This is a genomic window from Pantoea sp. Seng, from assembly GCF_009829935.1.
Taxonomy (GTDB): domain Bacteria; phylum Pseudomonadota; class Gammaproteobacteria; order Enterobacterales; family Enterobacteriaceae; genus Pantoea; species Pantoea communis.
In genome coordinates this window covers 1-17,763 of sequence record NZ_SZZV01000008.1, presented here as the reverse complement: position 1 = coordinate 17,763, position 17,763 = coordinate 1, and the positions used below count along the sequence as shown (strand labels likewise).

General features: G+C 53.8%; 31 protein-coding genes. 3 read left to right on the top strand and 28 right to left on the bottom strand.

Going from position 1 to position 17,763, the window contains the following annotated elements; all coding sequences use genetic code 11:
- Positions 1–8 precede the first annotated feature (8 nt).
- The 17 genes from FD737_RS10050 to FD737_RS09970 are packed head-to-tail and all read right to left on the bottom strand — an operon-like array spanning position 9 to position 11,630.
- Positions 9–575, bottom strand: a complete 567-nt coding sequence (locus FD737_RS10050; protein WP_160833424.1) for a phage baseplate protein — start codon at positions 573–575, stop codon at positions 9–11.
- Entirely contained in the window at positions 575–2,530 is a 1,956-nt protein-coding gene (locus FD737_RS10045) for a transglycosylase SLT domain-containing protein (protein WP_160833423.1), read from the bottom strand. The genes FD737_RS10050 and FD737_RS10045 overlap by 1 nt, the downstream gene beginning before the upstream one ends.
- Positions 2,527–2,676, bottom strand: coding sequence for an NTP pyrophosphohydrolase (locus FD737_RS10040; RefSeq protein ID WP_160833422.1), 150 nt, complete (start codon positions 2,674–2,676; stop codon positions 2,527–2,529). The genes FD737_RS10045 and FD737_RS10040 overlap by 4 nt, the downstream gene beginning before the upstream one ends.
- Positions 2,677–2,711: 35 nt before the next feature.
- Positions 2,712–3,158 (bottom strand): phage tail assembly chaperone, encoded by a 447-nt coding sequence (locus FD737_RS10035; RefSeq protein WP_160833421.1) that lies wholly within the window; start codon positions 3,156–3,158, stop codon positions 2,712–2,714.
- Positions 3,159–3,161: 3 nt separating this feature from the next.
- The gene (locus FD737_RS10030; protein WP_160833420.1) at positions 3,162–3,602 is read right to left on the bottom strand and encodes a DUF3277 family protein; all 441 of its coding nucleotides are present in this window, start codon (positions 3,600–3,602) and stop codon (positions 3,162–3,164) included.
- Between the two features lie 10 nt (positions 3,603–3,612).
- The gene (locus FD737_RS10025; RefSeq protein ID WP_160833419.1) at positions 3,613–4,758 is read right to left on the bottom strand and encodes a DUF3383 family protein; all 1,146 of its coding nucleotides are present in this window, start codon (positions 4,756–4,758) and stop codon (positions 3,613–3,615) included.
- Positions 4,759–4,761: 3 nt separating this feature from the next.
- A complete protein-coding gene (locus FD737_RS10020) occupies positions 4,762–5,319 on the bottom strand; it encodes a hypothetical protein (protein WP_370523059.1) in 558 nt (185 codons plus the stop codon).
- Entirely contained in the window at positions 5,297–5,683 is a 387-nt protein-coding gene (locus FD737_RS10015) for a head-tail adaptor (protein WP_160833417.1), read from the bottom strand. Before FD737_RS10015 ends, FD737_RS10020 begins: the two co-directional genes overlap by 23 nt.
- Positions 5,670–6,164 carry a hypothetical protein gene (locus tag FD737_RS10010; RefSeq protein ID WP_160833416.1) on the bottom strand — a complete coding sequence of 165 codons (495 nt, stop codon included), beginning with the start codon at positions 6,162–6,164 and terminating at the stop codon, positions 5,670–5,672. Before FD737_RS10010 ends, FD737_RS10015 begins: the two co-directional genes overlap by 14 nt.
- Positions 6,161–6,565, bottom strand: a complete 405-nt coding sequence (locus FD737_RS10005) for a DUF4054 domain-containing protein (protein ID WP_160833415.1) — start codon at positions 6,563–6,565, stop codon at positions 6,161–6,163. Before FD737_RS10005 ends, FD737_RS10010 begins: the two co-directional genes overlap by 4 nt.
- Entirely contained in the window at positions 6,531–6,911 is a 381-nt protein-coding gene (locus tag FD737_RS10000; protein ID WP_160833414.1) for a hypothetical protein, read from the bottom strand. Before FD737_RS10000 ends, FD737_RS10005 begins: the two co-directional genes overlap by 35 nt.
- A gap of 37 nt (positions 6,912–6,948) precedes the next feature.
- Positions 6,949–7,887 carry a DUF2184 domain-containing protein gene (locus tag FD737_RS09995; protein WP_160833413.1) on the bottom strand — a complete coding sequence of 313 codons (939 nt, stop codon included), beginning with the start codon at positions 7,885–7,887 and terminating at the stop codon, positions 6,949–6,951.
- Between the two features lie 14 nt (positions 7,888–7,901).
- Entirely contained in the window at positions 7,902–8,396 is a 495-nt protein-coding gene (locus FD737_RS09990; protein ID WP_160833412.1) for a hypothetical protein, read from the bottom strand.
- Between the two features lie 10 nt (positions 8,397–8,406).
- Positions 8,407–9,642 (bottom strand): DUF2213 domain-containing protein, encoded by a 1,236-nt coding sequence (locus FD737_RS09985; protein WP_160833411.1) that lies wholly within the window; start codon positions 9,640–9,642, stop codon positions 8,407–8,409.
- Between the two features lie 2 nt (positions 9,643–9,644).
- Complete coding sequence (locus FD737_RS09980) at positions 9,645–10,292, bottom strand: phage minor head protein (protein ID WP_160833410.1); 648 nt, start codon at positions 10,290–10,292, stop codon at positions 9,645–9,647.
- Positions 10,280–11,107: a PBSX family phage terminase large subunit gene (locus tag FD737_RS09975; protein ID WP_202404518.1), complete on the bottom strand. Its 828-nt coding sequence runs from the start codon at positions 11,105–11,107 to the stop codon at positions 10,280–10,282. The genes FD737_RS09980 and FD737_RS09975 overlap by 13 nt, the downstream gene beginning before the upstream one ends.
- Positions 11,082–11,630, bottom strand: a complete 549-nt coding sequence (locus tag FD737_RS09970; protein WP_160833409.1) for a terminase small subunit — start codon at positions 11,628–11,630, stop codon at positions 11,082–11,084. The genes FD737_RS09975 and FD737_RS09970 overlap by 26 nt, the downstream gene beginning before the upstream one ends.
- An 82-nt stretch (positions 11,631–11,712) precedes the next feature.
- On the opposite strand from FD737_RS09970, the gene FD737_RS09965 reads away from it, so the two are divergent.
- Positions 11,713–11,982: a hypothetical protein gene (locus tag FD737_RS09965; RefSeq protein WP_160833408.1), complete on the top strand. Its 270-nt coding sequence runs from the start codon at positions 11,713–11,715 to the stop codon at positions 11,980–11,982.
- A gap of 47 nt (positions 11,983–12,029) precedes the next feature.
- Here FD737_RS09965 and FD737_RS09960 read toward each other — a convergent pair whose 3' ends face one another.
- The 11 genes from FD737_RS09960 to FD737_RS09910 all read right to left on the bottom strand — a co-directional run bounded on the left by FD737_RS09960 (position 12,030) and on the right by FD737_RS09910 (position 17,063).
- Positions 12,030–12,296, bottom strand: coding sequence for a hypothetical protein (locus FD737_RS09960; protein WP_160833407.1), 267 nt, complete (start codon positions 12,294–12,296; stop codon positions 12,030–12,032).
- A gap of 135 nt (positions 12,297–12,431) precedes the next feature.
- The gene (locus FD737_RS09955) at positions 12,432–12,833 is read right to left on the bottom strand and encodes an exotoxin (protein ID WP_160833406.1); all 402 of its coding nucleotides are present in this window, start codon (positions 12,831–12,833) and stop codon (positions 12,432–12,434) included.
- Positions 12,820–13,320, bottom strand: coding sequence for a lysozyme (locus FD737_RS09950; RefSeq protein WP_160833501.1), 501 nt, complete (start codon positions 13,318–13,320; stop codon positions 12,820–12,822). The genes FD737_RS09955 and FD737_RS09950 overlap by 14 nt, the downstream gene beginning before the upstream one ends.
- Positions 13,321–13,329: 9 nt before the next feature.
- Positions 13,330–13,575 carry a phage holin gene (locus FD737_RS09945; protein ID WP_160833405.1) on the bottom strand — a complete coding sequence of 82 codons (246 nt, stop codon included), beginning with the start codon at positions 13,573–13,575 and terminating at the stop codon, positions 13,330–13,332.
- 481 nt (positions 13,576–14,056) lie between these two features.
- Positions 14,057–14,824, bottom strand: a complete 768-nt coding sequence (locus FD737_RS09940; RefSeq protein ID WP_160833404.1) for an antitermination protein — start codon at positions 14,822–14,824, stop codon at positions 14,057–14,059.
- Entirely contained in the window at positions 14,814–14,942 is a 129-nt protein-coding gene (locus tag FD737_RS24140) for a YlcG family protein (protein ID WP_160833403.1), read from the bottom strand. The genes FD737_RS09940 and FD737_RS24140 overlap by 11 nt, the downstream gene beginning before the upstream one ends.
- A complete protein-coding gene (locus FD737_RS09930) occupies positions 14,939–15,775 on the bottom strand; it encodes a phosphoadenosine phosphosulfate reductase family protein (RefSeq protein WP_160833402.1) in 837 nt (278 codons plus the stop codon). The genes FD737_RS24140 and FD737_RS09930 overlap by 4 nt, the downstream gene beginning before the upstream one ends.
- Positions 15,772–16,356 carry a recombination protein NinG gene (locus FD737_RS09925; RefSeq protein WP_160833401.1) on the bottom strand — a complete coding sequence of 195 codons (585 nt, stop codon included), beginning with the start codon at positions 16,354–16,356 and terminating at the stop codon, positions 15,772–15,774. Before FD737_RS09925 ends, FD737_RS09930 begins: the two co-directional genes overlap by 4 nt.
- A complete protein-coding gene (locus FD737_RS24135) occupies positions 16,343–16,525 on the bottom strand; it encodes a protein NinF (protein WP_160833400.1) in 183 nt (60 codons plus the stop codon). The genes FD737_RS09925 and FD737_RS24135 overlap by 14 nt, the downstream gene beginning before the upstream one ends.
- Positions 16,526–16,684: 159 nt before the next feature.
- The gene (locus tag FD737_RS09915; RefSeq protein WP_160833399.1) at positions 16,685–16,858 is read right to left on the bottom strand and encodes a NinE family protein; all 174 of its coding nucleotides are present in this window, start codon (positions 16,856–16,858) and stop codon (positions 16,685–16,687) included.
- Positions 16,845–17,063 carry a hypothetical protein gene (locus FD737_RS09910; protein ID WP_160833398.1) on the bottom strand — a complete coding sequence of 73 codons (219 nt, stop codon included), beginning with the start codon at positions 17,061–17,063 and terminating at the stop codon, positions 16,845–16,847. Before FD737_RS09910 ends, FD737_RS09915 begins: the two co-directional genes overlap by 14 nt.
- Positions 17,064–17,148: 85 nt before the next feature.
- Between FD737_RS09910 and FD737_RS09905 the strand changes: the two genes are divergently transcribed.
- The gene (locus tag FD737_RS09905; protein WP_160833397.1) at positions 17,149–17,541 is read left to right on the top strand and encodes a hypothetical protein; all 393 of its coding nucleotides are present in this window, start codon (positions 17,149–17,151) and stop codon (positions 17,539–17,541) included.
- Positions 17,534–17,677 carry a hypothetical protein gene (locus FD737_RS09900; protein WP_160833396.1) on the top strand — a complete coding sequence of 48 codons (144 nt, stop codon included), beginning with the start codon at positions 17,534–17,536 and terminating at the stop codon, positions 17,675–17,677. The genes FD737_RS09905 and FD737_RS09900 overlap by 8 nt, the downstream gene beginning before the upstream one ends.
- Positions 17,678–17,763 lie beyond the last annotated feature (86 nt).

The window sequence follows — 17,763 nt, the reverse complement described above, 5'->3', positions numbered from 1 at the left end:
TATTCCCCCTAAAACAGGTTTGATACCTTGGAAAGGATTGATTCGCTCTGCGGAACTGTCGACTTAACGCCAGAGTTCTGAACCTCAGAAGTGCTTACGCCCTGCGACATATCAGCCTTGTCGGCCACGGATACGCTCTGTGTGGATGTGATTAGCACCTCTCGCAATGTCAGGGTCGCCGCCAGCACGTTCTCAGTGGTTTTATCGGTTGTCACATCCAGCACGCGGATTAGCATGTTGGTGTAAATCCGTTTGCCGGTTGTGACGCTGAACGGAACGCGGCTGCGCTGCAGGTCGATAAGCTCCTGATACACCTCTTTCGGGCTAAGCCCAAGACTCAGGCCAATCGAAGATGTACCCAGCAAATCGAGTAACGAGCCACCACCGGAGAACCCAACCTCCATCACCAGATCGGACGGACGCCGGAATGCATGGTCAGCCACCGGCGCTTTGTCTTCCACCGGATGTTCAGTGATTTCCAGCGTGTCACTGTGCTTTTCAGATATCACCACGTCAGGAACTATCAGGCCAATTTTGCGGCTTTGCAGCGAAAACAGCGTTGAGAGAATATCCATTAGCGCGGTCCTGTTGCCAGCGTCTGGCTGAAGCGTGAATTTACGGAAGTCTGCTGGTCAGCTACCGCTTTGCCAGCCTGACCTGGATCGCTCACCCCATGAATGTGAATATTGGTTTCCTGGCTGATTTGCGGTGCGCCGGAAGACGGCATATTGCTGAGGACGCGAGGAATGTAGTTGCGGGTTTCCTCTGGCATCAGGCCCATGCCGTGCTTCTGCACATTGCCAATCCCCCAGTTGTAAGAGGCTAGTGCCTTATTCAGGTCACCGCCGTTCGCCTTCAGCAACTGGTTGAGGTACTTTGCAGCCGCTCCAGCCGACTTGACCGGATCGAATGCATCATTACCGCGCAGACCCAAATCCTTTGCCGTTCCCGGCATGAGCTGAAACAGTCCCTGAGCACCGGCACCAGACATAGCGTTAGGGTCGCCTGATGATTCAGCGATCGCCACACTGCGTAAAAGCCCGGTTGGCAGCCGATACATCTGCTCGAGACTGTTCAGCGTTGGACCAAGCCATCCCAGCAGCGCAGCGCCATTTTTTGTTGGCTCAGGACGCTTGAAAAACTTATTGCGGGTCCACTCACCAATGCTGCGGGGATCGAAACCGGTCTTCGATTTAATCCAGTCTGCTGCGCCGCCAGCACTGTCCGATACCTGTGGCAGCGCATCAGAATTGCTGTTCTGCTGAAGAAGTTCTTTTCCCACGGCATAGGCATCGCTCCAGCGACCATCCTTGATAGCACTCATCAGTCGCGCAATTCCGTCCAGCATGCGCGCCAGGCTGCCAAGGTTCTGTGTGAGGTTGCTCAAATCCCATTTTGCGGTCCACGTCTGCGGGTCGATATCAAACAGGCCCAGCACGCGGTTTTTCAGGTCATCTATCGCCTTGATGGCGTTGGTGATTTCCGGCTCCCACTTCTTCCAGTCGATGAGTGATTTGCCACCTTCTTTCCACGTTTTGTAATCGTCGTACAGCGCGAGGATGGCAAGCCCAAGAGCGGTAATTATACCGATTGGAGATGTTAGGAAGGCGCTATTCAGTAACTTCCAGGCGAGGACCAGCGCGCCGAATATCTCGATCAGACGCTGGGTCGACTGATCCAGCGATGACCACCATTCCATGATGTCGGCACCGGCCTGAATAAGCCGGTAAACAACCCGGCCAATCACCTCGGCTAGCCACAGGAGACCTTTGACGCCGCTGGTGATCACCCCTTCGATTTTGGGGAAGTTATCAACAATCTGCTTGCGCAGCGTATCAATTGAACCCGACAGGCCCTCCGCGAGGTTTGAACCTATTTTGTCCCGCGCCATGCCAGCCATCTGGCCGAACGAACGAAGCGATGTCATGAATTTGTTGGAGCTGACGGCGGCCTGATCTGCATTGAAACCGATCGCCTTCGCCATCTGCGAATACTGCGCGCTGAACTGTCCAAGCCCACGCCGCATTGCCATCAGCGTGTTTTCATCAATGCCCAGCATCTGAGCATACTGATTGGCGCGGTAGTAAGGCATCTGGTTCAGCTTGTTGCCGACACCTGTGAATATGGATGCCATATCACGCATGTTGCCGCTTGCATCGCGCGTCTGCACGCCAAGGCGATTCAGGAAGCCTTCAGCGCCGGGGCTGTTTCTCACGAATCTGGCCAGACTCTCCAGTGAGCCACGCGCGGCTTCAGCGCTTGATCCGGTTTGTGAGGCTGCATATCCGATAGCCTGAATGCCTGCAACCGTGGCACCAGTGCGCTGTGATGCCCAGTAAAGATTATCCAGCCCGCTGGCGATTTTAGCGGTATAGGCCACAACAGAAAGGGCGGCGGCCTCGACAGCCACACCCATTTTTACTACCTGAGCGGTGGTGCCAGCCACAACCGCATCAAACTTGCGAGCCCCGGCATCATCAATCTGGAAACCGAGGGAAACAAGGAAGTCTTTGATAGTTTCAGCGTTCATTGATTGTCCTGTTCCCAGCGGCGAATGCGGGCATTGTTATCCGCTTTGAGGCCTAGCCAGTCGTTCATTCTGGCAATGTCAGCCAGGTCAACTGACCCGTCTTTCAGAGCTGTATAGCTGATGTACCCGGCATCCACCGGGCGCATCAGGTAATCTTCGCCATCAGGAAGGGTGTCGAGCGTTAACCCGCTGGCAGGGGCTGCGTCACGCTGTCGGGGGCTGCGGGCAAAAAATTTCCCAGACTGTCACCCACCACGCGGCCAACCATCTGCAGCATGCTCATGAGGTCGATGTCATCAAACATCAGCTCGCCAGACTGCATTACTGCAGTCCATCCCTTGCCATGATTGCGCGATACCACTGACAGGCACGGGAAGATGATCGCATTGGTATCCTCTTCGGTCATGTCAGCCAGCTTCTCGGCAATCTTCGGCAAAGCCTTTTCAAGTACGCTGTAAACCGCCTGCGGGTCTGCATCGCCACCCTCTTTAGGCAGGGCATCCTTGATGCTCTGCATGTCAGGCATGATACCGGCCAGAACCGGGAGCAGTTTTCGGGTGACCTTCAGCTGATCAAATACGCTAAGTTTTTTGGTGCGGTACTGCACACCCTTGATTTCAAATTCCATCCGTTAGAACTCCCCGAGAACCTGATCGATTTTGCCGCAGTCGAACACCCACGATTTGGTGTTGCCCACTTTGGCGTCGGCGTGGTCTGGCTGCTTCTGGAACGCCACAGCGCGTGCAGTGGTGATGTCGCCTGACGCATGGTTACGCAGCACGATCACATTGTTACCCCACAGGGCGGAGGAAAGGCTCTGCGCGTTGTACATCAGAGAAAGCTTTTTGTTGACCGGGGATGTTTTCAACAGGGTGACAGTCATCGTGCCGCTCTTGCCCGCGTGCAGGCTGTGCATCACTTCGCCGTCAGCGCCAACGGTCATGGTGTTTTTGGATTCCGTCATGGTGACGGTGATACCTTCCTCGGAGTTGGCAGAGCCATACCCGAGGTCAATTGATCCAGTCGGCCCGGTAAGGGACGCGACAACGTCCATAAAGCTATAAGTCGCCATTTATGTCCCCTTAGCGAACAACGTTGATCTGCACATCGGCATAGTGGACTGCGCCAGCCAGTTTGATAGCTGCCTGAATCAGCGGTGATTTGCGCGCTTCGCGGTCAGCCTGCGACTGAGTTGACAATGGCTGAGCGTAAACGTAATAGCCTTTAGTCAGCGTGTCGCCCGCTGTGATTTGCCCGATGTCGCCACCATTCCAGACTCCTGCAGCAACCAGCCCATTTGACACGGCCTGATCCAGCGACTGCTCAACGTTTGAAAGCAGGCGGGTAATACCGGCCTCTGTCTGCGGGATTTTGGTAGTTGAGGTATAAAGCAGGTTGTAAAGGTTGGTCTGCACGTAATTCTGCAGCCAGTCCAGCCCATGACGCTCGTCGAAGAAGTCGCCGTTGGACATAACGCCCTGCTGAAGAATGGCCGTATCGTTCGCGTAATAAACGTAGACGTTGGCATTTTTCGCATCGATGGCAGCAGCCTGCGCGCTGGTCAGGGTTTCGTATGTAACGCCCGGCTCAGTTTTGAACTTCAGGGTGAGAGTGGTGTTGTTCCCGGTAAAGTTGACCGTGAAGGCGCGACCAAAGGCAGACAATGCCGCATACTTGCTCTTCGTCGAATACTGAACGAAGGTACGGCCATAGCCAGCGGCTTTCAGTGTAGAGGCGATGTCAGTGGTTGATGCCGAGTCGATAATGCCGGAATCTTCAGACGTGACGGCAAACACACGGCTAAGGCTTGATGCCTGAATGGCTGCTGCGGTAGCGGTAATTTCCGCCGCTGTCAGATCTTCATCATCAGCGATGCCCAGTCCATACCAGTTGGTGTACTGGAGAACGGCTGTGATGGCCTGCGCCAGCGTTTCCACGCTACCCGCTTCGCCCGTGGCGAGGGTCTTAGCCCAGCGCCCGACGTAAACCTGAGTTGGTGCTGGTGACTGGGAGAAGTAAATCAGCGCTGCTTCATACTCCGGGCTGTCCTCGCCGAAGTCAGTGCCAATCTCTTCTGAGCCAGTATAAAGGCGGATGCGTTCTGACACAGGGATAACCGTGGAGGTGCCGAGAATCAGCAGCGATCCGAAGTTTCGCCCCGTCGCGGCCGTAGCCGCCATAATCACGTCAACGTTTACAACGTTGGATACAGGTAAGCCCTGTGCCATAGATTAATCTCCAAAGAATGATACTGGCGCGTCGACCAGCGATTTAATGCCGTACTCGCGGATAATTTTGCGGCGCAGGCGCACGGTGATGTCATACCGGCGCACCCACTGGTTATTGATTAGCTCAGGGAAAGCGGTCAGTTCACTGTAATCAGCAAGCGACAACTCATTCTGTTTGAGGGTTTCGTTATTCTGCTCAACGGTCATTCCGTCGCGGAACAGGGTGGCAATTGACTGGCTTTGCGGTCCGTAGAACGAGGCGAGTGTTTCGATCACCTCATGCCGCCAAAGCTGATTGCTGTCGTCAGTCTGCTGTGCAAAAGCAGGCGTATTGTCCGAGGTGAAACCGATGATGCCGAAGCCACACCAGTTCTTATCCGCTGCGGGTAATGCTGGCTGAACGGGCGTCCATCGTGGACGAACCATCCCGGCAGGTAGCCCGGACAGTGTGCGGACCCACTGACTCAACTCACGTTCAAGCGTCTCGTCATAATCCTGCGATGCGCTGATGGGAGTCAGGTAGCCCGGCGCTGTGCTGTCATTGCTCACTCTGACCTCCATCAAAAGGCTGAAGCTCACAGTGCGCCTGAACAAATCCTGCGCCATAGGCGGTGTATGGATCGACGAAGGTCACGCGGTAGTCGCGCCCCCGGTAGGTGACAATATCCGCATCGATACCGGTGTTGCCGCTGGTCAGCCTGAAGGTGGTCACTATCAGGATGGCCCCAGTGATAACCTGCCCGGCCTGCATGCGTTTCGCCTCAAGTGATCGGTCAACCGTCACCACTCCGCCGAACGGGGTTTGTGTGACCGTGTTCTGTGCGAATCCATCATTATCAATCGTCTGCTCACTGCGCTTAACCACAAGCGACGTATCGAGGAACTCTGGCGACAGCAGCACGTCAGTTACATCAAGTGTCGGCATCTTTATTCCTCACAACATGCGTGATTGAGCGGCGGTATTCGCCGGTGTCTATGAGTGGTTTGTTGCCGGTACGACCACGCTTGCGGCGCTGCGCCAGCGTCACATCAGAAAGCGGAGTAAATCCGGTAATCGTGATGTAGCGCTTTACGCCATTGGCCGCTACCGTTCCCGCCCTGTCCAGTGAAGTGATCGCCCCTTCGACATTTCCTTCCAGCGCCTTTTGAGCAGCAGCTTTAAGATGAGGCAGATACTCCTGCTCTACCGATCGCACGCCGGGCTTCAGGTGAGGTCGTGCCGGAATGTTTTGCTGCGGAGAGCCGTTCTCGTTGATGTAGCCGATACCGGCATTACCGAATTCGCCATCATCGCGTGAATCTTTCGACTCAGGGATGCCCACCAGAACATCCTTGTTCGCGAGGGTTTTAAGGGCGTCCAGAATGCCTTGCGCGGAGTCAGCGCGAATGGTCAGTCCTGATTTCATAGCTGAATACCGCCATATCCGAAGAACTGCAGCATCTGCCAGAACTCAGCGCCGTAGCGCGAGAAGTTCCAGAAGCCGGCATCAGCATTCAGCGTTGAGCTGTTGTCATAACTCACGCTGACTTTATCAACCGACTTCGAGGCAACCACGCCACTTGTGGACCCACCCGCGCCTCCCAGCGCACCGGCCGCCGTATCTGATGCATAGAGCACCATGTAATGAGCGACAAACAGCCCAGCCAGATAAGGGAACATATCCCCCATGGCTGAGCCATCAATCAGCGTATCGGCGAGGTTAAGGCGAAACTGAATTACTGCTTCTGGGTACTTCGTGGTGTCACTGAACTGCGGGAAGTCGCGGCGAAAATCACTTACCGTCGGCAGATTTTTGTTTCTTGCCATCGTCTTCTGTTTCCGGTTCTGGTTCGGTTACAGGTGCTTTCAGCGCTTCAAGCTGCGCGGTCAGTTCAGCAATAGCCTGGTCTTTATCTGCGACTGACTGCTGCAGTTCACCATAAGCCTTGTCCTTCTCCGCAAGCTGCGCGGTCAGGCTATCAATCTGCGCCTGAAACTCTTTGGTATCGGAGCTGGCCTTAGCCTTGCCGGTAATGTCAGAGTGAGCGGTGACAAACCAGTGATCTGCAACTTTGTCATCAACGGTGTGCTCGCCTGCTTCAAAGCGCTGGCTGGTGCCGTCTTCAAACTGGAAATCGAATGGGGTATGAACGCGGATCGTCTTCTTAGCCATTTGTTACTCCTGTTGGCCCCTTTCGGGGCCGAATTGGTTAGATGCCGTCCAGATACGCCATGGTTTCCGGGTATGGAGACTCAACTGCACCCAGCTTGCCGTAGTAGGTGGTCAGCTGGTAAATGCCGCGATACTGCACCGGGACGCTCAGCAGTGGCACCATCGGGAAGCGCACATACTTCTTGTCGTTGGTGTACGCGACCATGCGATCGGTACCGCCAACACCAGCACCTTCCAGCCATTTCACGGCATAGATGCGCAGCGGCACGCCATTCTGATGGAATGCAATGGTGTTGGTCTGCAGGTAAGTCAGCAGTGACTGGTTACCGGCATCAGACACGATACGCTGAGCCAGCAGCGCGAATGCTTTAGGCGGCAGGCGCAGGTCACGCGGAACCAGCGTATAGCCAGAGGCTTTCCACGCATTGGTCAGCAGCGTATTGATGGAATCCAGAATCTCGGAGTTAGTCGAGTTGGCCCATGTTTTCACTGCGTTGGTGACAGACGCACCAGCGTAGTTGAACAGGCCATTCACGCCCAACTGAGTGTCACCGCGATAAACCTGCTCATCGGTGTCCATGTTCCATTTCAGCTGCATCGCATCGTACTTCTGTGTGTCGATCGGGCGACCAACTTTGGCAGCCGCTGCCAGCTCAACAACGGTCCAGCCCAGCTCCATGCCCCACAGGGTCAGCGGGAAGCCGGTTTTCGCGATGTCGACCATCGGTCCAGCGATGGCGGTGGAATCTTTGCCGATCCAGTTTTTACCGTTTGGATTCGGCGTACCCGGTGCTGCAAAGGTGTAGTTGGTGAAAGAACTGATGTCGTCAGCGATAGACACGTCTTCGCGCAGCTGAATATCACGCGACCACGTGTAACCGACCAGCGGCATATTCAGCTCCTGATCGAGGCGCTCAAGCTCGCCAACCAGGAAAGCGCCAGTACCGTCTACGGTGGCTTGGTCAAAAGTTAACATATGTAGCGATTCCCTTAGATGTTGTAAGCGATTTCAGCGTTGCCATCGGCATCGCCTGCGCCAGTGAAAGTAGCGTTTGGCAACACCACGGTTTCGTCGGTAACTGCCGCGCCGAGGATTGCGCCCAGCGGGCTGGCATCGGTCGGGTTAGCGTTGCGAACATAAACCGGCGCGCCTTTGGTCAGGCCAGCAGCGGTGCTGCCGATGTTCACGGTCATGTAGCCGCGCTTCAGCACGTCACCGGTGAAGTTCTTGCCTGTACCAACCTGACGAACCATGTCCGGTGTTGAGGTGGTTGGGTACGGGCGCACATACAGTCCGGTAATCACGGAGGCCGCATCATCTGCCGCCAGCGGGATAAACTTGCCGTCCGCGCTGTCTTTACCCGCCAGACCGTAAGCACTGAAGATGTTGGCGGAATTGAGGATCACCGGCTCGGTGGTCAAATCCTGAGGGCGTGAGATAGCCCCGGAGATGCCTACTGGCATCCGGTACAGTAATGAAGGCATTGGTTATCCCTTATTTATTCCAGTGGGCGGCGAATGCCTTGTTCAGGGCAGCCGGAGAGTTTTTGTTAGAGGCGTCGTAGAAGTTTGAGCGGCCATTCGGTGCCGGCACGTTGTTGCGCGCTTTGGCGATTTCGCTGGCAGACACAAACACCGCATCAAGTGTTGCTTTAGGCATTTTGGCGAAGTCAGGCGACGCACCGACCAGCGGAGCAAGCAGCGCCTGACCATCTGGAGTTTTGAATGCCGCGTCCATGGTGGAGCGCTTGAATGCTGCTAACTTGCCGCCTTCAGGAAGTTTCACGCCTGGCATGATCAGCTCAGCACGCGCCACCACACCCTGATGATAAGCAGCATCGGTTGTTGCGCGGGTCTTCTCTTCCTTCTCTTCCGGATCGTCGCTGTCAGCGGTCGATACAGATGATGGGTTGATCAGCTGCTGAACCAGCAAGGCCAGTGCATCAACTTTCGCCTCCAGCTCACTGGTGGTCTGCGCGCCGCCTTCGCCGTCATCGGTGGTAAGGCCTCCGAGTGGCTTTTCAGGTGGCAGCGGTTGCGCCGGGTTGATCGTGATATTGAGCGCGCGTGGCAAATCCAGTTCCGGCTCAATCAGTTCTGCGGGAGCGTTATCAACCAGGTCTTCCATGGTGGCGGAATCCTTGGTTTTAATTGCCCGTTTCAGCTGGGTAAGCCAGCCCTGTGTTTTATTTGCCATTGATATGCTATCTCCAATTGAACAGCGAATACCTGCACGGCCATTTGGCACGCCCGCGCAGTGGTTACCGATAATTGAGTGCTGTCGTGCCTGACCCGGGCCTTTCTGCTCGTAGTCGGCGTCGTAGCCCATGGAAATCTGCTCAAGGCCATCGGTGACTTTCTGGATGGCCTCTGATGTTTTGATGTGGATGTCGCCCAGCATCAGATCTGACTGATCGCCGGTGCCGCGCCGCACGTTCTGAATGTGTCCGTGGGCATAGTCTTTCCAGTTTCCCGGATTGACCATGTCCTTTGGGTGCCCCAGCGTGAAGGCCATGCCCTCGAAGGATGCAAGCGTCTCAGGCCGGAATACCTCGTCAGCATCGCGTGTGACGACAATCTCGCCATCGTCATCACCGATAATGCCAGGCAGTTCGCTTTCGTCGTAAACCTGCGATCCGGTGCGGGCAATCGGTACGTCTTTGCACAGCAGGGAGCCATCGGCCATCTCATATCGAGTGTTGCCGAGGCGTGTGGTGAAGAAATATTGCATCGTTAATCCTCGGGAACGACGACTTCGCAATAACAGCGGCAGTTAGGAAACTGGCCTGCATGGCCGGTCATTCCGTCAAGCGTGGGCGGGTTTGACCAGTCAACATACTTGCCTTCCATCTGCTTGTGTGAGTGGCGCACGTCGCTGTCGTCGGCGGTTCGCCAGATATAGCCGCGAGAGCCGATTGACGTTGAGCGCGCCTGAGTGATTGCGGTGGATGCCCGTCCAACTTCAGTACGGGCAATCGTTCGCGCCCGCGCCTCAGTCACGTCACCGGTACGCATGATTTCATCCGTTAGCGTGCTGGAGCGCTTGCCGGATACCACCGCTTCAATCGCCTGATTGTGAATGTCGTAAACGCGATCGGCAGCCTGAAGGGGCAGAGACTTGAACAGTTTCACTTGCTCGTCGATGATGCTGCGGGTTACCGCGCCGGTGCCGGAATCCATCAGGTCACGCAGACCGGCAGAAATGCGCTCCGACCGGTCACGCCACATGGCATCGTCAGAAATAACCAGCGTATCGATGAGTCGCTTAGATACCGCTTCAGACCATGGCTCAATCAGGTCGGCATAACGCTCCAGCCTGTCCATGATGTCCGTAACGCTATCGTTTGAACCATCGTACGAACCCTCGACTATTGCGCCCATGCTTCATATTCGATATAAAGCCGGGTGCCGAGCATGAACATGCGGATCAGCGTGCTGGGGTCATTGGCGAAGCCGAAGTCAGCGCCGAAGAACAGACGATCGGCCTGCTGCCACAGGTTATCGGGGAACGCCTCAACCTTATAGCGCTGCTTGAATATGACGGCTTCAGAAATCGATTTAGGCTTACCCAGCCAGATGTGTTCATACGCTTCGTAATCGACCCGCTTGCAGTACTCCATTTCCTTCCTGAGCGTGTCAGGCAAATAAGGGTTGTCGTAGTAGTTCACCTCAACCGTGATGCTGTCATCAGGCGGGTTAAGCACGAAACGCTGATAAGTCGGATCTTTCTCTTCGCCGGGGTTGAATGACACCCATATTTCCGAGCCCTCTTTGCGGATGGTCGGTATCAGGATGTCCCACGAATCAGCAGAAACTGACTGCGCCTCTTCCACCCAGCAGATGTCCACGCCTTCAGTCGACTTGATGCCCAGCGGATCGAAGCGCAGCCCCTTGAAAAGGAACTCACTACCGCATGCGCTGCTGATCGTCTCGTTAGTGATGCGGAACCACGGGTTCAGCCCAAGCATCTCAATCTGGTCTTTCAGCAGCTTATGCACTGAATCCTTAATTGAGTTCTGCACTTCGCGGGTGCACAGGATGCGCAGGCGCTTTGATGCGGCCATGATGACCAGAGCGCGGGCAATGCCCCATGATTTAGCGCCACCGCGACCGCCGTGGAATACCTTGTAGCGAATGGCCTTAAAGAGCGGTTTGAACTTGGGCGCGAAGCTAAGTTTCTTCTCCGCTGTCGTCATCATCCGCTCCGAAGCTAACAACGAACGTTGGGGCAGCCAGCGGCAAGCCGTTAGGGCCAACCAGTTCGTTTTTAACGTTGTCTTTGAATGCCTGGACGGTGACATGCTTGCCAAGCAGTTCGAGGTTTTTGACCTTGTCAGGCCATTTGATTTTCTTCAGCAGCCCGGCCGAATCACCGGCAAGCTCTGTAACATCCATGCCAGATAGCGTGGTGCGCCAGACTTTAGGCCACTGCGTGATAGGCTTCAGTTCTCCATTGACCATCAGGATGTCGAGCACGTCCATCTCATCTATCTCAACGAGGCGGCGTAGCACATAGTCAGCGTTAACCTGCGTTCGCTCGTTGCGCTCAGCCTTTAACTCAGCAATGCGATCCTGTATCTCAGGTTTTTTCAGGTTTTCCTGTCCAATGCTGTAAGCGGTCTTGTCGCTGTACCCCGCTCGCTTGGCTGCCTGAGTTGCGTTCAGGTCTGACAAATACTCACGGGCAAACAGCTCTTGTTTGTCAGTGAGCTTTGCCATTTATTTAACCTGTATTGGTTAGTCGCGTTTATATATATTAATGCTGATGCATTTGGCATCTCATACAGCAAGGTTCATTACTATGGAATTATCTAAGCACCACATTAAAACCATTCTGGAAAAGCTACAGGATGTCTACCCGTTAATGCTGGAGTCCGAGGGTTACAGGGAGCTAACTGAAGAGCTCGGCTCAGACGTTATCCTTGATGCTCACCTTTTATATCTCTGGGAGAAAGGCATCATCGACACCGAAATGAAATATGATCCTTACACTCCAGGCTGGACCGTTAGCGCTCACCTCACTCGCATTAATGCTTCAGGAATCGACCTTTTAGTAGACAGAAAATCCTGATAGATAGCATTATCGAAGCCATTCATTGAGTGGCTTCTGTAATGAGATCAGAGGTACTTTTTCGCCAGAGCTTTCAACTCATCTTTCGCCGCTGCACCCAACTGCGCTACGCCGCTCTCTACAAACGCCAGCGCAGCTTCGAAGTCCTGCACGCCTGCTTTAACTTCTGTAGCTGGGGTGACTACTTCAGCGGTAACGGGTGCTGCTGCAACAGGCTGTACTGTGGTTGCGTCATTCAATGGCTCAGACATTTGGTTGCTCTCTTTTTTAGGATGGATAAACAGGCTCTTCAGCCATGTCAGGAATTTGGTCATTTTTGCCGTTCCAGTTCGATTTTACGGATGGCGGCCTTATCACGGTTGCAGTTGGCAAGTGAGTTGAGCAGACGTTCGTTCAGCTCCAGACTGTCGCCCCATGTGAACGGGTCAGGGATGAGTGGTATTTCGCAGTCAGCCAGCAGGCTTACCGGTATCTGTACCGGTGGCACCTGAACGTACTTTGTTTCGGTTTGCGCGCAACTGATCAACAGCGGCAGCAGGAACAGGCTGAGCAGCGCACGGATCGCCTTTAATCGCCTGACGGATGATGACCACCCTTCCCTCGCTTTCTGAGTTACTGGCCTGATTATCATCATGGGTTGCCTGGGCGATGTCGTTGAAGAGTGCTGTGGCTCTCAGAACGTTGGTTGTAATGGCCTCGGCCGATGTCTTTTCCTGCTTCAGCTGCTCATTCTGCAGGGTGAGCAATGCCTTTGAGGATGACTGAAGCTTTACCGTGACGCAGAGAGCCATGACCAAAAGGAGCAGGACCGCAATAGCGACCGCATCCCATTTGATTCTACTTAAGGTCATTGGCGTTCTCCGCCAGGCACAGTGAACGCTCCATGTCACGGCGGTTCATCAGTCCGCGCCATTTCTGTCCGCCTGCATACACCCAGCGTCGCATCTCTTCGCACGCTCCGGTCACATCGCCTGCATTCAGCTTTTTCAGCAGGGATGACTTTGAGAATGCGGATGACCCGACGTTGTAGGTGAAGCTGTAGAGCGCGGCTTTCTGGTATTCACCCAGGGGGATTTTTACCAGTCCGTCAACTGACTGCTTAACCGGTTGCAGGTCAGCGCTCAGCAGGCGATCGCATTCTCGGTCGGTGTACTTCTTGCCTTTGATGATGTCGTTACCGGTGTGACCATCGCAGACAGTCCACACGCCAGCTACATCTTTGTAAGGCTCGTACACGCGACCCTCAACGCCATCTTTGCCACCGAGGAACACGGTAGCAATCGCGATAGCACCACCACCGGCAACAGCGATCAGCTTGTTGCGCAGATTACTGGACATTGCCATGAGTTAATCCTCGGTGGTGACATCGGGTGCAGTAGGCCAGCGTTGTAGCGCAGCGATTTGCGCGTTGGTGGCCTTGCGTTTGTAATACCAGTTGATGCCGAGAGTAATAAGTGCGACCACAATACCGGCCAGCACACCCACGGCACTCCACTCATCGGGACTCAGCTTGGTAAGCAAGCCGTTTGCTATTGTCCCGGCAGATGCGCCATAAGCTGCGCCTGATGCCAGTTTGCTCATATCGATACTCATGTGACCCCCTCTTTGTTGAGGGAGCTGGCTCAATTAGGAATTGTCTACTTTCTGAACTGAGCAAGCCCGGTTAGCTTTAATCTTGTCGAGAGAGAAAAGCCCGGTTGCTGTTAGGTAGCCAAGATTGAATAATCCGCCTGAGTGCGGATTTTTTTTGCATAAAAGACGCCCGATGCCACACAGGATAACGAGTGAGTTTGGAGTGGATGGCATGGGCGAAAGAAGTGATCAGCTCTATGGCTGACCTTTAATCTCAGGCAATCGCAAAAGAGCGTGATTTTGAGATTTGTCAGTGAGAAGACAATAAAAAAGCGCCTTCGGCTGGTAACCGTGGCGCTTATTGGCTCTCACTTTTAGCGGAACTGTCGAATTTTTGCACCCTGCAAACATCAGTGCGCAACTTCAACTGTTGGGAATCATATCCCCAGCTTCGGGAAAAGTAAATAGCCCACTATAAATTTATGAGCTATTTCCGATTGCGTTATGCAGTCACCTTGTTAAGCGCCGCATTGGCCCATGATTCCTCAATCTCCAACTTTCCGATCAGACCGTCATAAAACGGCTTAACGCTTTTCTTCCAGGTATGCAGGCTGATGCTGTCTGTTACTTCGAATACAGCGTTATGCGCTTCAGTTGACGGGATGCGCTCATACCCGCGCCCGCAGCATCGCTTACAGTCACCCATTACCGGCACGCCCTGCTTTTCAGTCTCTGCTTTCATCACCGCCCGGCCGCGCCCGTTGCAGTCACGGCACGCTGTCGAAACTACGCCTTTTCCGCCGCATTGCTTACATAGCACGCGCACGGTGTCTTTGACATTTCTGGCATAGCCACCTGATAGCGGTGATTTCATCGAGAAGACACTGGCCTCAATGAAGCCTTTCGCGTGACAGCATTCGCACGGCTTAACGCTGGCGGCACTCCGGCAATAGTCCATGTACGCATATGTTGCGAGCACTTGCATTACTGCTGGTTTAATATCTGAATCAAGCTTGCGTAAGGCGGCAACCTTATCGCATGACTGCAGTGCAAATTCAGTTAACAGGGATACGGCGCGTGCGGCGTCGTTCTCACTTACCCCAACCTTCCCCATAAACGCGCTGTAACCAATCGGAGCGCGAGCCATTGCCATTCCCATGGCTGCGATGTAATCAGTGCCTGTGAGAGTATCTGGTGAAGTCTGTGGCGCTGTCCCGCTGAAGTTCTGCCCCTTCGGGAAGTGATATTTAACTGTCGTTTCAAGCCCCATGTTTTAACCCCTGCAGTTTCGCTGTGTTTTTGATGGTCCGGTAATCAACCGGGAAGGTATTGCGGGCGCGATTCATCCTGAGGAACCGCCACTTGTCACGCAGGTAATCGGCTATCATGCAGCCTCCATTGAAAAATCGAATCCCATCTGGCCACCAAATGCTTCACAGCTTTCAGAGCAAGAACCGGTGTCGTACTGGCGCATGGATGTCATTCTGGAGGCAAGTTCGTCCCTTCCCGTATCGGAGAACAATGCGATCACCTGCTCCAGTGAGTAATTACTGCGGTACATAACCCTGTCCGGTTTAACGTCGAAGGATTGAAGAGTTTGGATAAATTGGGCAGCCAGTTCTGGCTCGTCCTTTGTCGCCAGTGCTACTTTTTGAAGGCTCTTTTTGATGCAGAAAACGCAGTTTCCAAGATGCTCCTGAATTTCCAGATCGAAAGGTTGTTCTTTCCACCACTCGATTACATCTTGCTTTTCAAAATCACTGATTTCGGCCAGATATCTGATGCCGGGTTTAGGCGCTGTCCTTTTGGGCTCATCAATCCTCATTCCAAGCCAGGTTGTGTAATTACCTCTTCCATAATGCTCGTCGCAGTACTTAATGAATGGCACAGTCTTCATCCTGTCCGTGCAGAACGCGCCGCCGACATAAGGATGCCCATACTTCCTGAGCATGCGCTTCCATGGTTCCAGATCTGGGCCTATTTGATCTGTGCTGAGTATTTCGTAGGTGCTAGGCTTGTTCATTTCCGGGTTAGGGATAACTCGGAGGCAGGTAAGTTCTATTTTCCAGTTTTTTACGATGTTGCGTATGAATTCGTATGTCTTTGGGTGCTCTGCTCCGGTATCCATGAATATGAATTCTGTTTCCGGATCTCGCTCTTTCATGAGGTGAGCAAGGTATGCAGACGTTCTCCCGCCAGACAAGCTGACGACATTAATCATGCTGCCTCTCTTTGCTTTACCAATGCCCGCAGCAAAGCCCTGTAACGTGCACGGATGCCGTCCAGTTCTTCTCTGGTGTATCGGTGAGGGGTATTGTTTGATTCGAGCGCCAGAACGCGCTGAAGGCCAATTTTCGCTATGAGGTTGATGCGGTATGGACCTATGGCGCCAGAGTGATGAACGTTGCAGGCCGAACACTGGCTGTGAACGTTGTCCTCATCGAACCTTAGTTGTGATGCCGCTGCCGTAGTCCGGAAGTGGCCGGCGTGATAACTGACTGCCGTTGTGCTGCCGCAGCTGATGCAAATATCCCCGTCCCGCGCCCTGATGTAGTCATTGAATGCTCGCTGGGTCATGTTTATCCAGTGGCTTAACGGCTTCGCATCTGCCTTGCGCTTATTCCATGCCGCGCGCTGCTCTTTCTCCAGGCGCTTTTGCTTGCGCTCGGATAGCTGGTTAGCGAGTTGGATGGCACATTTTGGTGAGCAGACGGTTTGGAGGCTATTGCGGGGGATAAAATTCTCAGGACAACATTTGCATTTCTTGGGCTTCGGCGGCTTTGGCTGTTTAGCCTGTGCCATTACCGTCTCCTGTCATGTCGAAATTCGGATCGCTTTCCATCAGATGGTCGGCGCAACCGGTGCAGCAATACACTTCCGATGGCTTGAGGCCAGTTCCACAGAACACGCAGACCAAAGCAGAGTGCTCGCCAGCGCCAGTGGGCAGATTTGATGGGGTTATGTTGCTCATATTCCTCCCATTGCATATCGCAGTCGCAGCTTTCGCAGCTGATGGAGTAGTGATGTTTGTCTTCACTGGTGAGGATGCGGTGGCAGCGGTGGCAGCGGTGGCAGCGTTCGGGTAAGTCAGCATGAATGCCACTTTTTTGAGGATTTCGCGTGCACTTAATCATCTTGGCCTCCGCATACGGTCCCATTTCGACTTTAAAAGATTGTAGACGTGGTCATGCGTCTTCACTTCACTGGCTGGCGGGATGGTTTTGCGTTTTGTTCTGGTTCCCTTCGTGGGTTGGTAGATGAGATGGTCGATGCAAATTTGGGTCGGGCTCTTACGCTGCTTCATGAGGGTGCTCTTTTCCGACAAAATCAGGCCAGTGCTTTTTGAGGATTGAAGCTGGCACCTTTAGTCTAAGCCCAAGCGAGTGAGCTTTACCCGTCACCGCTGATACCGATTTGTTTATTGCGGCTGCCATGACGAGAACGGGTACTTTCCCGGCCACGCGCTCGATGTATTCCAGGTCTTTATCGGACCACGTCTTTTTAGGCATTTTGTTTTTCCTTCAGCTTTTGATATTCGCTGTCGTGCGGAGTGGTCATCCGCCATCTCACATCGGAAAGGACCATGAAGAGGTAGTGATTGAACTGGCAGAGCGCGTGCTGTCCCTGCAGCAAAGACTGGAAGCCAGTGAAGCACTGATGCTGGCTATGCGTGATGATTCGTGTGAGTCGCGTTCGAAGCTGGAGTTGTTAGTTGCGGAGAATGCGGCGCTGAAAGAGAGCCGCAAGCGGTTGGGAGAATTCATCCTTGAAGAGATCGATGCTGACTACCCTCTAAATATGGATGTAAAAACCCCAGTTACTGATGCCATGGTCAATGAGATTCGCGCTGAAGGTGTCGAATTGGCCATCAATCACCTGATGAATAAGTTTGAAGGCACAGGTCATATCGGCGTACCAGTTATGGCTCTCGAATCTCTTGCCAACCAACTCCGCGCCGATTCAGCTAAGGATGGCAGCGATGATTAGTTATGAGCAGCGCAAGCCTGATGGCGGATTAGGCGCATGGATTGAAACCATGGAGGCAATGGGGAGTGGTGGTGAAGATGCGGAATTACTCTGCCTGAATCGCTATGGGTTTAACAGACACCTCAGAGTCATTTAAGATGGCTTAAAGAGAGGTGCCCATGAGCGGTAAGCGTTATCCAGAAGAGTTTAAAATTGAAGCAGTCAAACAGGTTGTTGATCGTG

What these genes read in the sequence shown, in the direction of transcription:
- FD737_RS10050 (WP_160833424.1), bottom strand. Translation starts at nt 575, where the DNA reads ATGGATATTCTCTCAACGCTGTTTTCGCTGCAAAGCCGCAAAATTGGC.
- FD737_RS10045 (WP_160833423.1), bottom strand. Translation starts at nt 2,530, where the DNA reads ATGAACGCTGAAACTATCAAAGACTTCCTTGTTTCCCTCGGTTTCCAG.
- FD737_RS10040 (WP_160833422.1), bottom strand. Translation starts at nt 2,676, where the DNA reads ATGCGCCCGGTGGATGCCGGGTACATCAGCTATACAGCTCTGAAAGAC.
- FD737_RS10035 (WP_160833421.1), bottom strand. Translation starts at nt 3,158, where the DNA reads ATGGAATTTGAAATCAAGGGTGTGCAGTACCGCACCAAAAAACTTAGC.
- FD737_RS10030 (WP_160833420.1), bottom strand. Translation starts at nt 3,602, where the DNA reads ATGGCGACTTATAGCTTTATGGACGTTGTCGCGTCCCTTACCGGGCCG.
- FD737_RS10025 (WP_160833419.1), bottom strand. Translation starts at nt 4,758, where the DNA reads ATGGCACAGGGCTTACCTGTATCCAACGTTGTAAACGTTGACGTGATT.
- FD737_RS10020 (WP_370523059.1), bottom strand. Translation starts at nt 5,319, where the DNA reads ATGGAGGTCAGAGTGAGCAATGACAGCACAGCGCCGGGCTACCTGACT.
- FD737_RS10015 (WP_160833417.1), bottom strand. Translation starts at nt 5,683, where the DNA reads ATGCCGACACTTGATGTAACTGACGTGCTGCTGTCGCCAGAGTTCCTC.
- FD737_RS10010 (WP_160833416.1), bottom strand. Translation starts at nt 6,164, where the DNA reads ATGAAATCAGGACTGACCATTCGCGCTGACTCCGCGCAAGGCATTCTG.
- FD737_RS10005 (WP_160833415.1), bottom strand. Translation starts at nt 6,565, where the DNA reads ATGGCAAGAAACAAAAATCTGCCGACGGTAAGTGATTTTCGCCGCGAC.
- FD737_RS10000 (WP_160833414.1), bottom strand. Translation starts at nt 6,911, where the DNA reads ATGGCTAAGAAGACGATCCGCGTTCATACCCCATTCGATTTCCAGTTT.
- FD737_RS09995 (WP_160833413.1), bottom strand. Translation starts at nt 7,887, where the DNA reads ATGTTAACTTTTGACCAAGCCACCGTAGACGGTACTGGCGCTTTCCTG.
- FD737_RS09990 (WP_160833412.1), bottom strand. Translation starts at nt 8,396, where the DNA reads ATGCCTTCATTACTGTACCGGATGCCAGTAGGCATCTCCGGGGCTATC.
- FD737_RS09985 (WP_160833411.1), bottom strand. Translation starts at nt 9,642, where the DNA reads ATGCAATATTTCTTCACCACACGCCTCGGCAACACTCGATATGAGATG.
- FD737_RS09980 (WP_160833410.1), bottom strand. Translation starts at nt 10,292, where the DNA reads ATGGGCGCAATAGTCGAGGGTTCGTACGATGGTTCAAACGATAGCGTT.
- FD737_RS09975 (WP_202404518.1), bottom strand. Translation starts at nt 11,107, where the DNA reads ATGACGACAGCGGAGAAGAAACTTAGCTTCGCGCCCAAGTTCAAACCG.
- FD737_RS09970 (WP_160833409.1), bottom strand. Translation starts at nt 11,630, where the DNA reads ATGGCAAAGCTCACTGACAAACAAGAGCTGTTTGCCCGTGAGTATTTG.
- FD737_RS09965 (WP_160833408.1), top strand. Translation starts at nt 11,713, where the DNA reads ATGGAATTATCTAAGCACCACATTAAAACCATTCTGGAAAAGCTACAG.
- FD737_RS09960 (WP_160833407.1), bottom strand. Translation starts at nt 12,296, where the DNA reads ATGACCAAATTCCTGACATGGCTGAAGAGCCTGTTTATCCATCCTAAA.
- FD737_RS09955 (WP_160833406.1), bottom strand. Translation starts at nt 12,833, where the DNA reads ATGACCTTAAGTAGAATCAAATGGGATGCGGTCGCTATTGCGGTCCTG.
- FD737_RS09950 (WP_160833501.1), bottom strand. Translation starts at nt 13,320, where the DNA reads ATGTCCAGTAATCTGCGCAACAAGCTGATCGCTGTTGCCGGTGGTGGT.
- FD737_RS09945 (WP_160833405.1), bottom strand. Translation starts at nt 13,575, where the DNA reads ATGAGTATCGATATGAGCAAACTGGCATCAGGCGCAGCTTATGGCGCA.
- FD737_RS09940 (WP_160833404.1), bottom strand. Translation starts at nt 14,824, where the DNA reads ATGGGGCTTGAAACGACAGTTAAATATCACTTCCCGAAGGGGCAGAAC.
- FD737_RS24140 (WP_160833403.1), bottom strand. Translation starts at nt 14,942, where the DNA reads ATGATAGCCGATTACCTGCGTGACAAGTGGCGGTTCCTCAGGATGAAT.
- FD737_RS09930 (WP_160833402.1), bottom strand. Translation starts at nt 15,775, where the DNA reads ATGATTAATGTCGTCAGCTTGTCTGGCGGGAGAACGTCTGCATACCTT.
- FD737_RS09925 (WP_160833401.1), bottom strand. Translation starts at nt 16,356, where the DNA reads ATGGCACAGGCTAAACAGCCAAAGCCGCCGAAGCCCAAGAAATGCAAA.
- FD737_RS24135 (WP_160833400.1), bottom strand. Translation starts at nt 16,525, where the DNA reads ATGAGCAACATAACCCCATCAAATCTGCCCACTGGCGCTGGCGAGCAC.
- FD737_RS09915 (WP_160833399.1), bottom strand. Translation starts at nt 16,858, where the DNA reads ATGAAGCAGCGTAAGAGCCCGACCCAAATTTGCATCGACCATCTCATC.
- FD737_RS09910 (WP_160833398.1), bottom strand. Translation starts at nt 17,063, where the DNA reads ATGCCTAAAAAGACGTGGTCCGATAAAGACCTGGAATACATCGAGCGC.
- FD737_RS09900 (WP_160833396.1), top strand. Translation starts at nt 17,534, where the DNA reads ATGATTAGTTATGAGCAGCGCAAGCCTGATGGCGGATTAGGCGCATGG.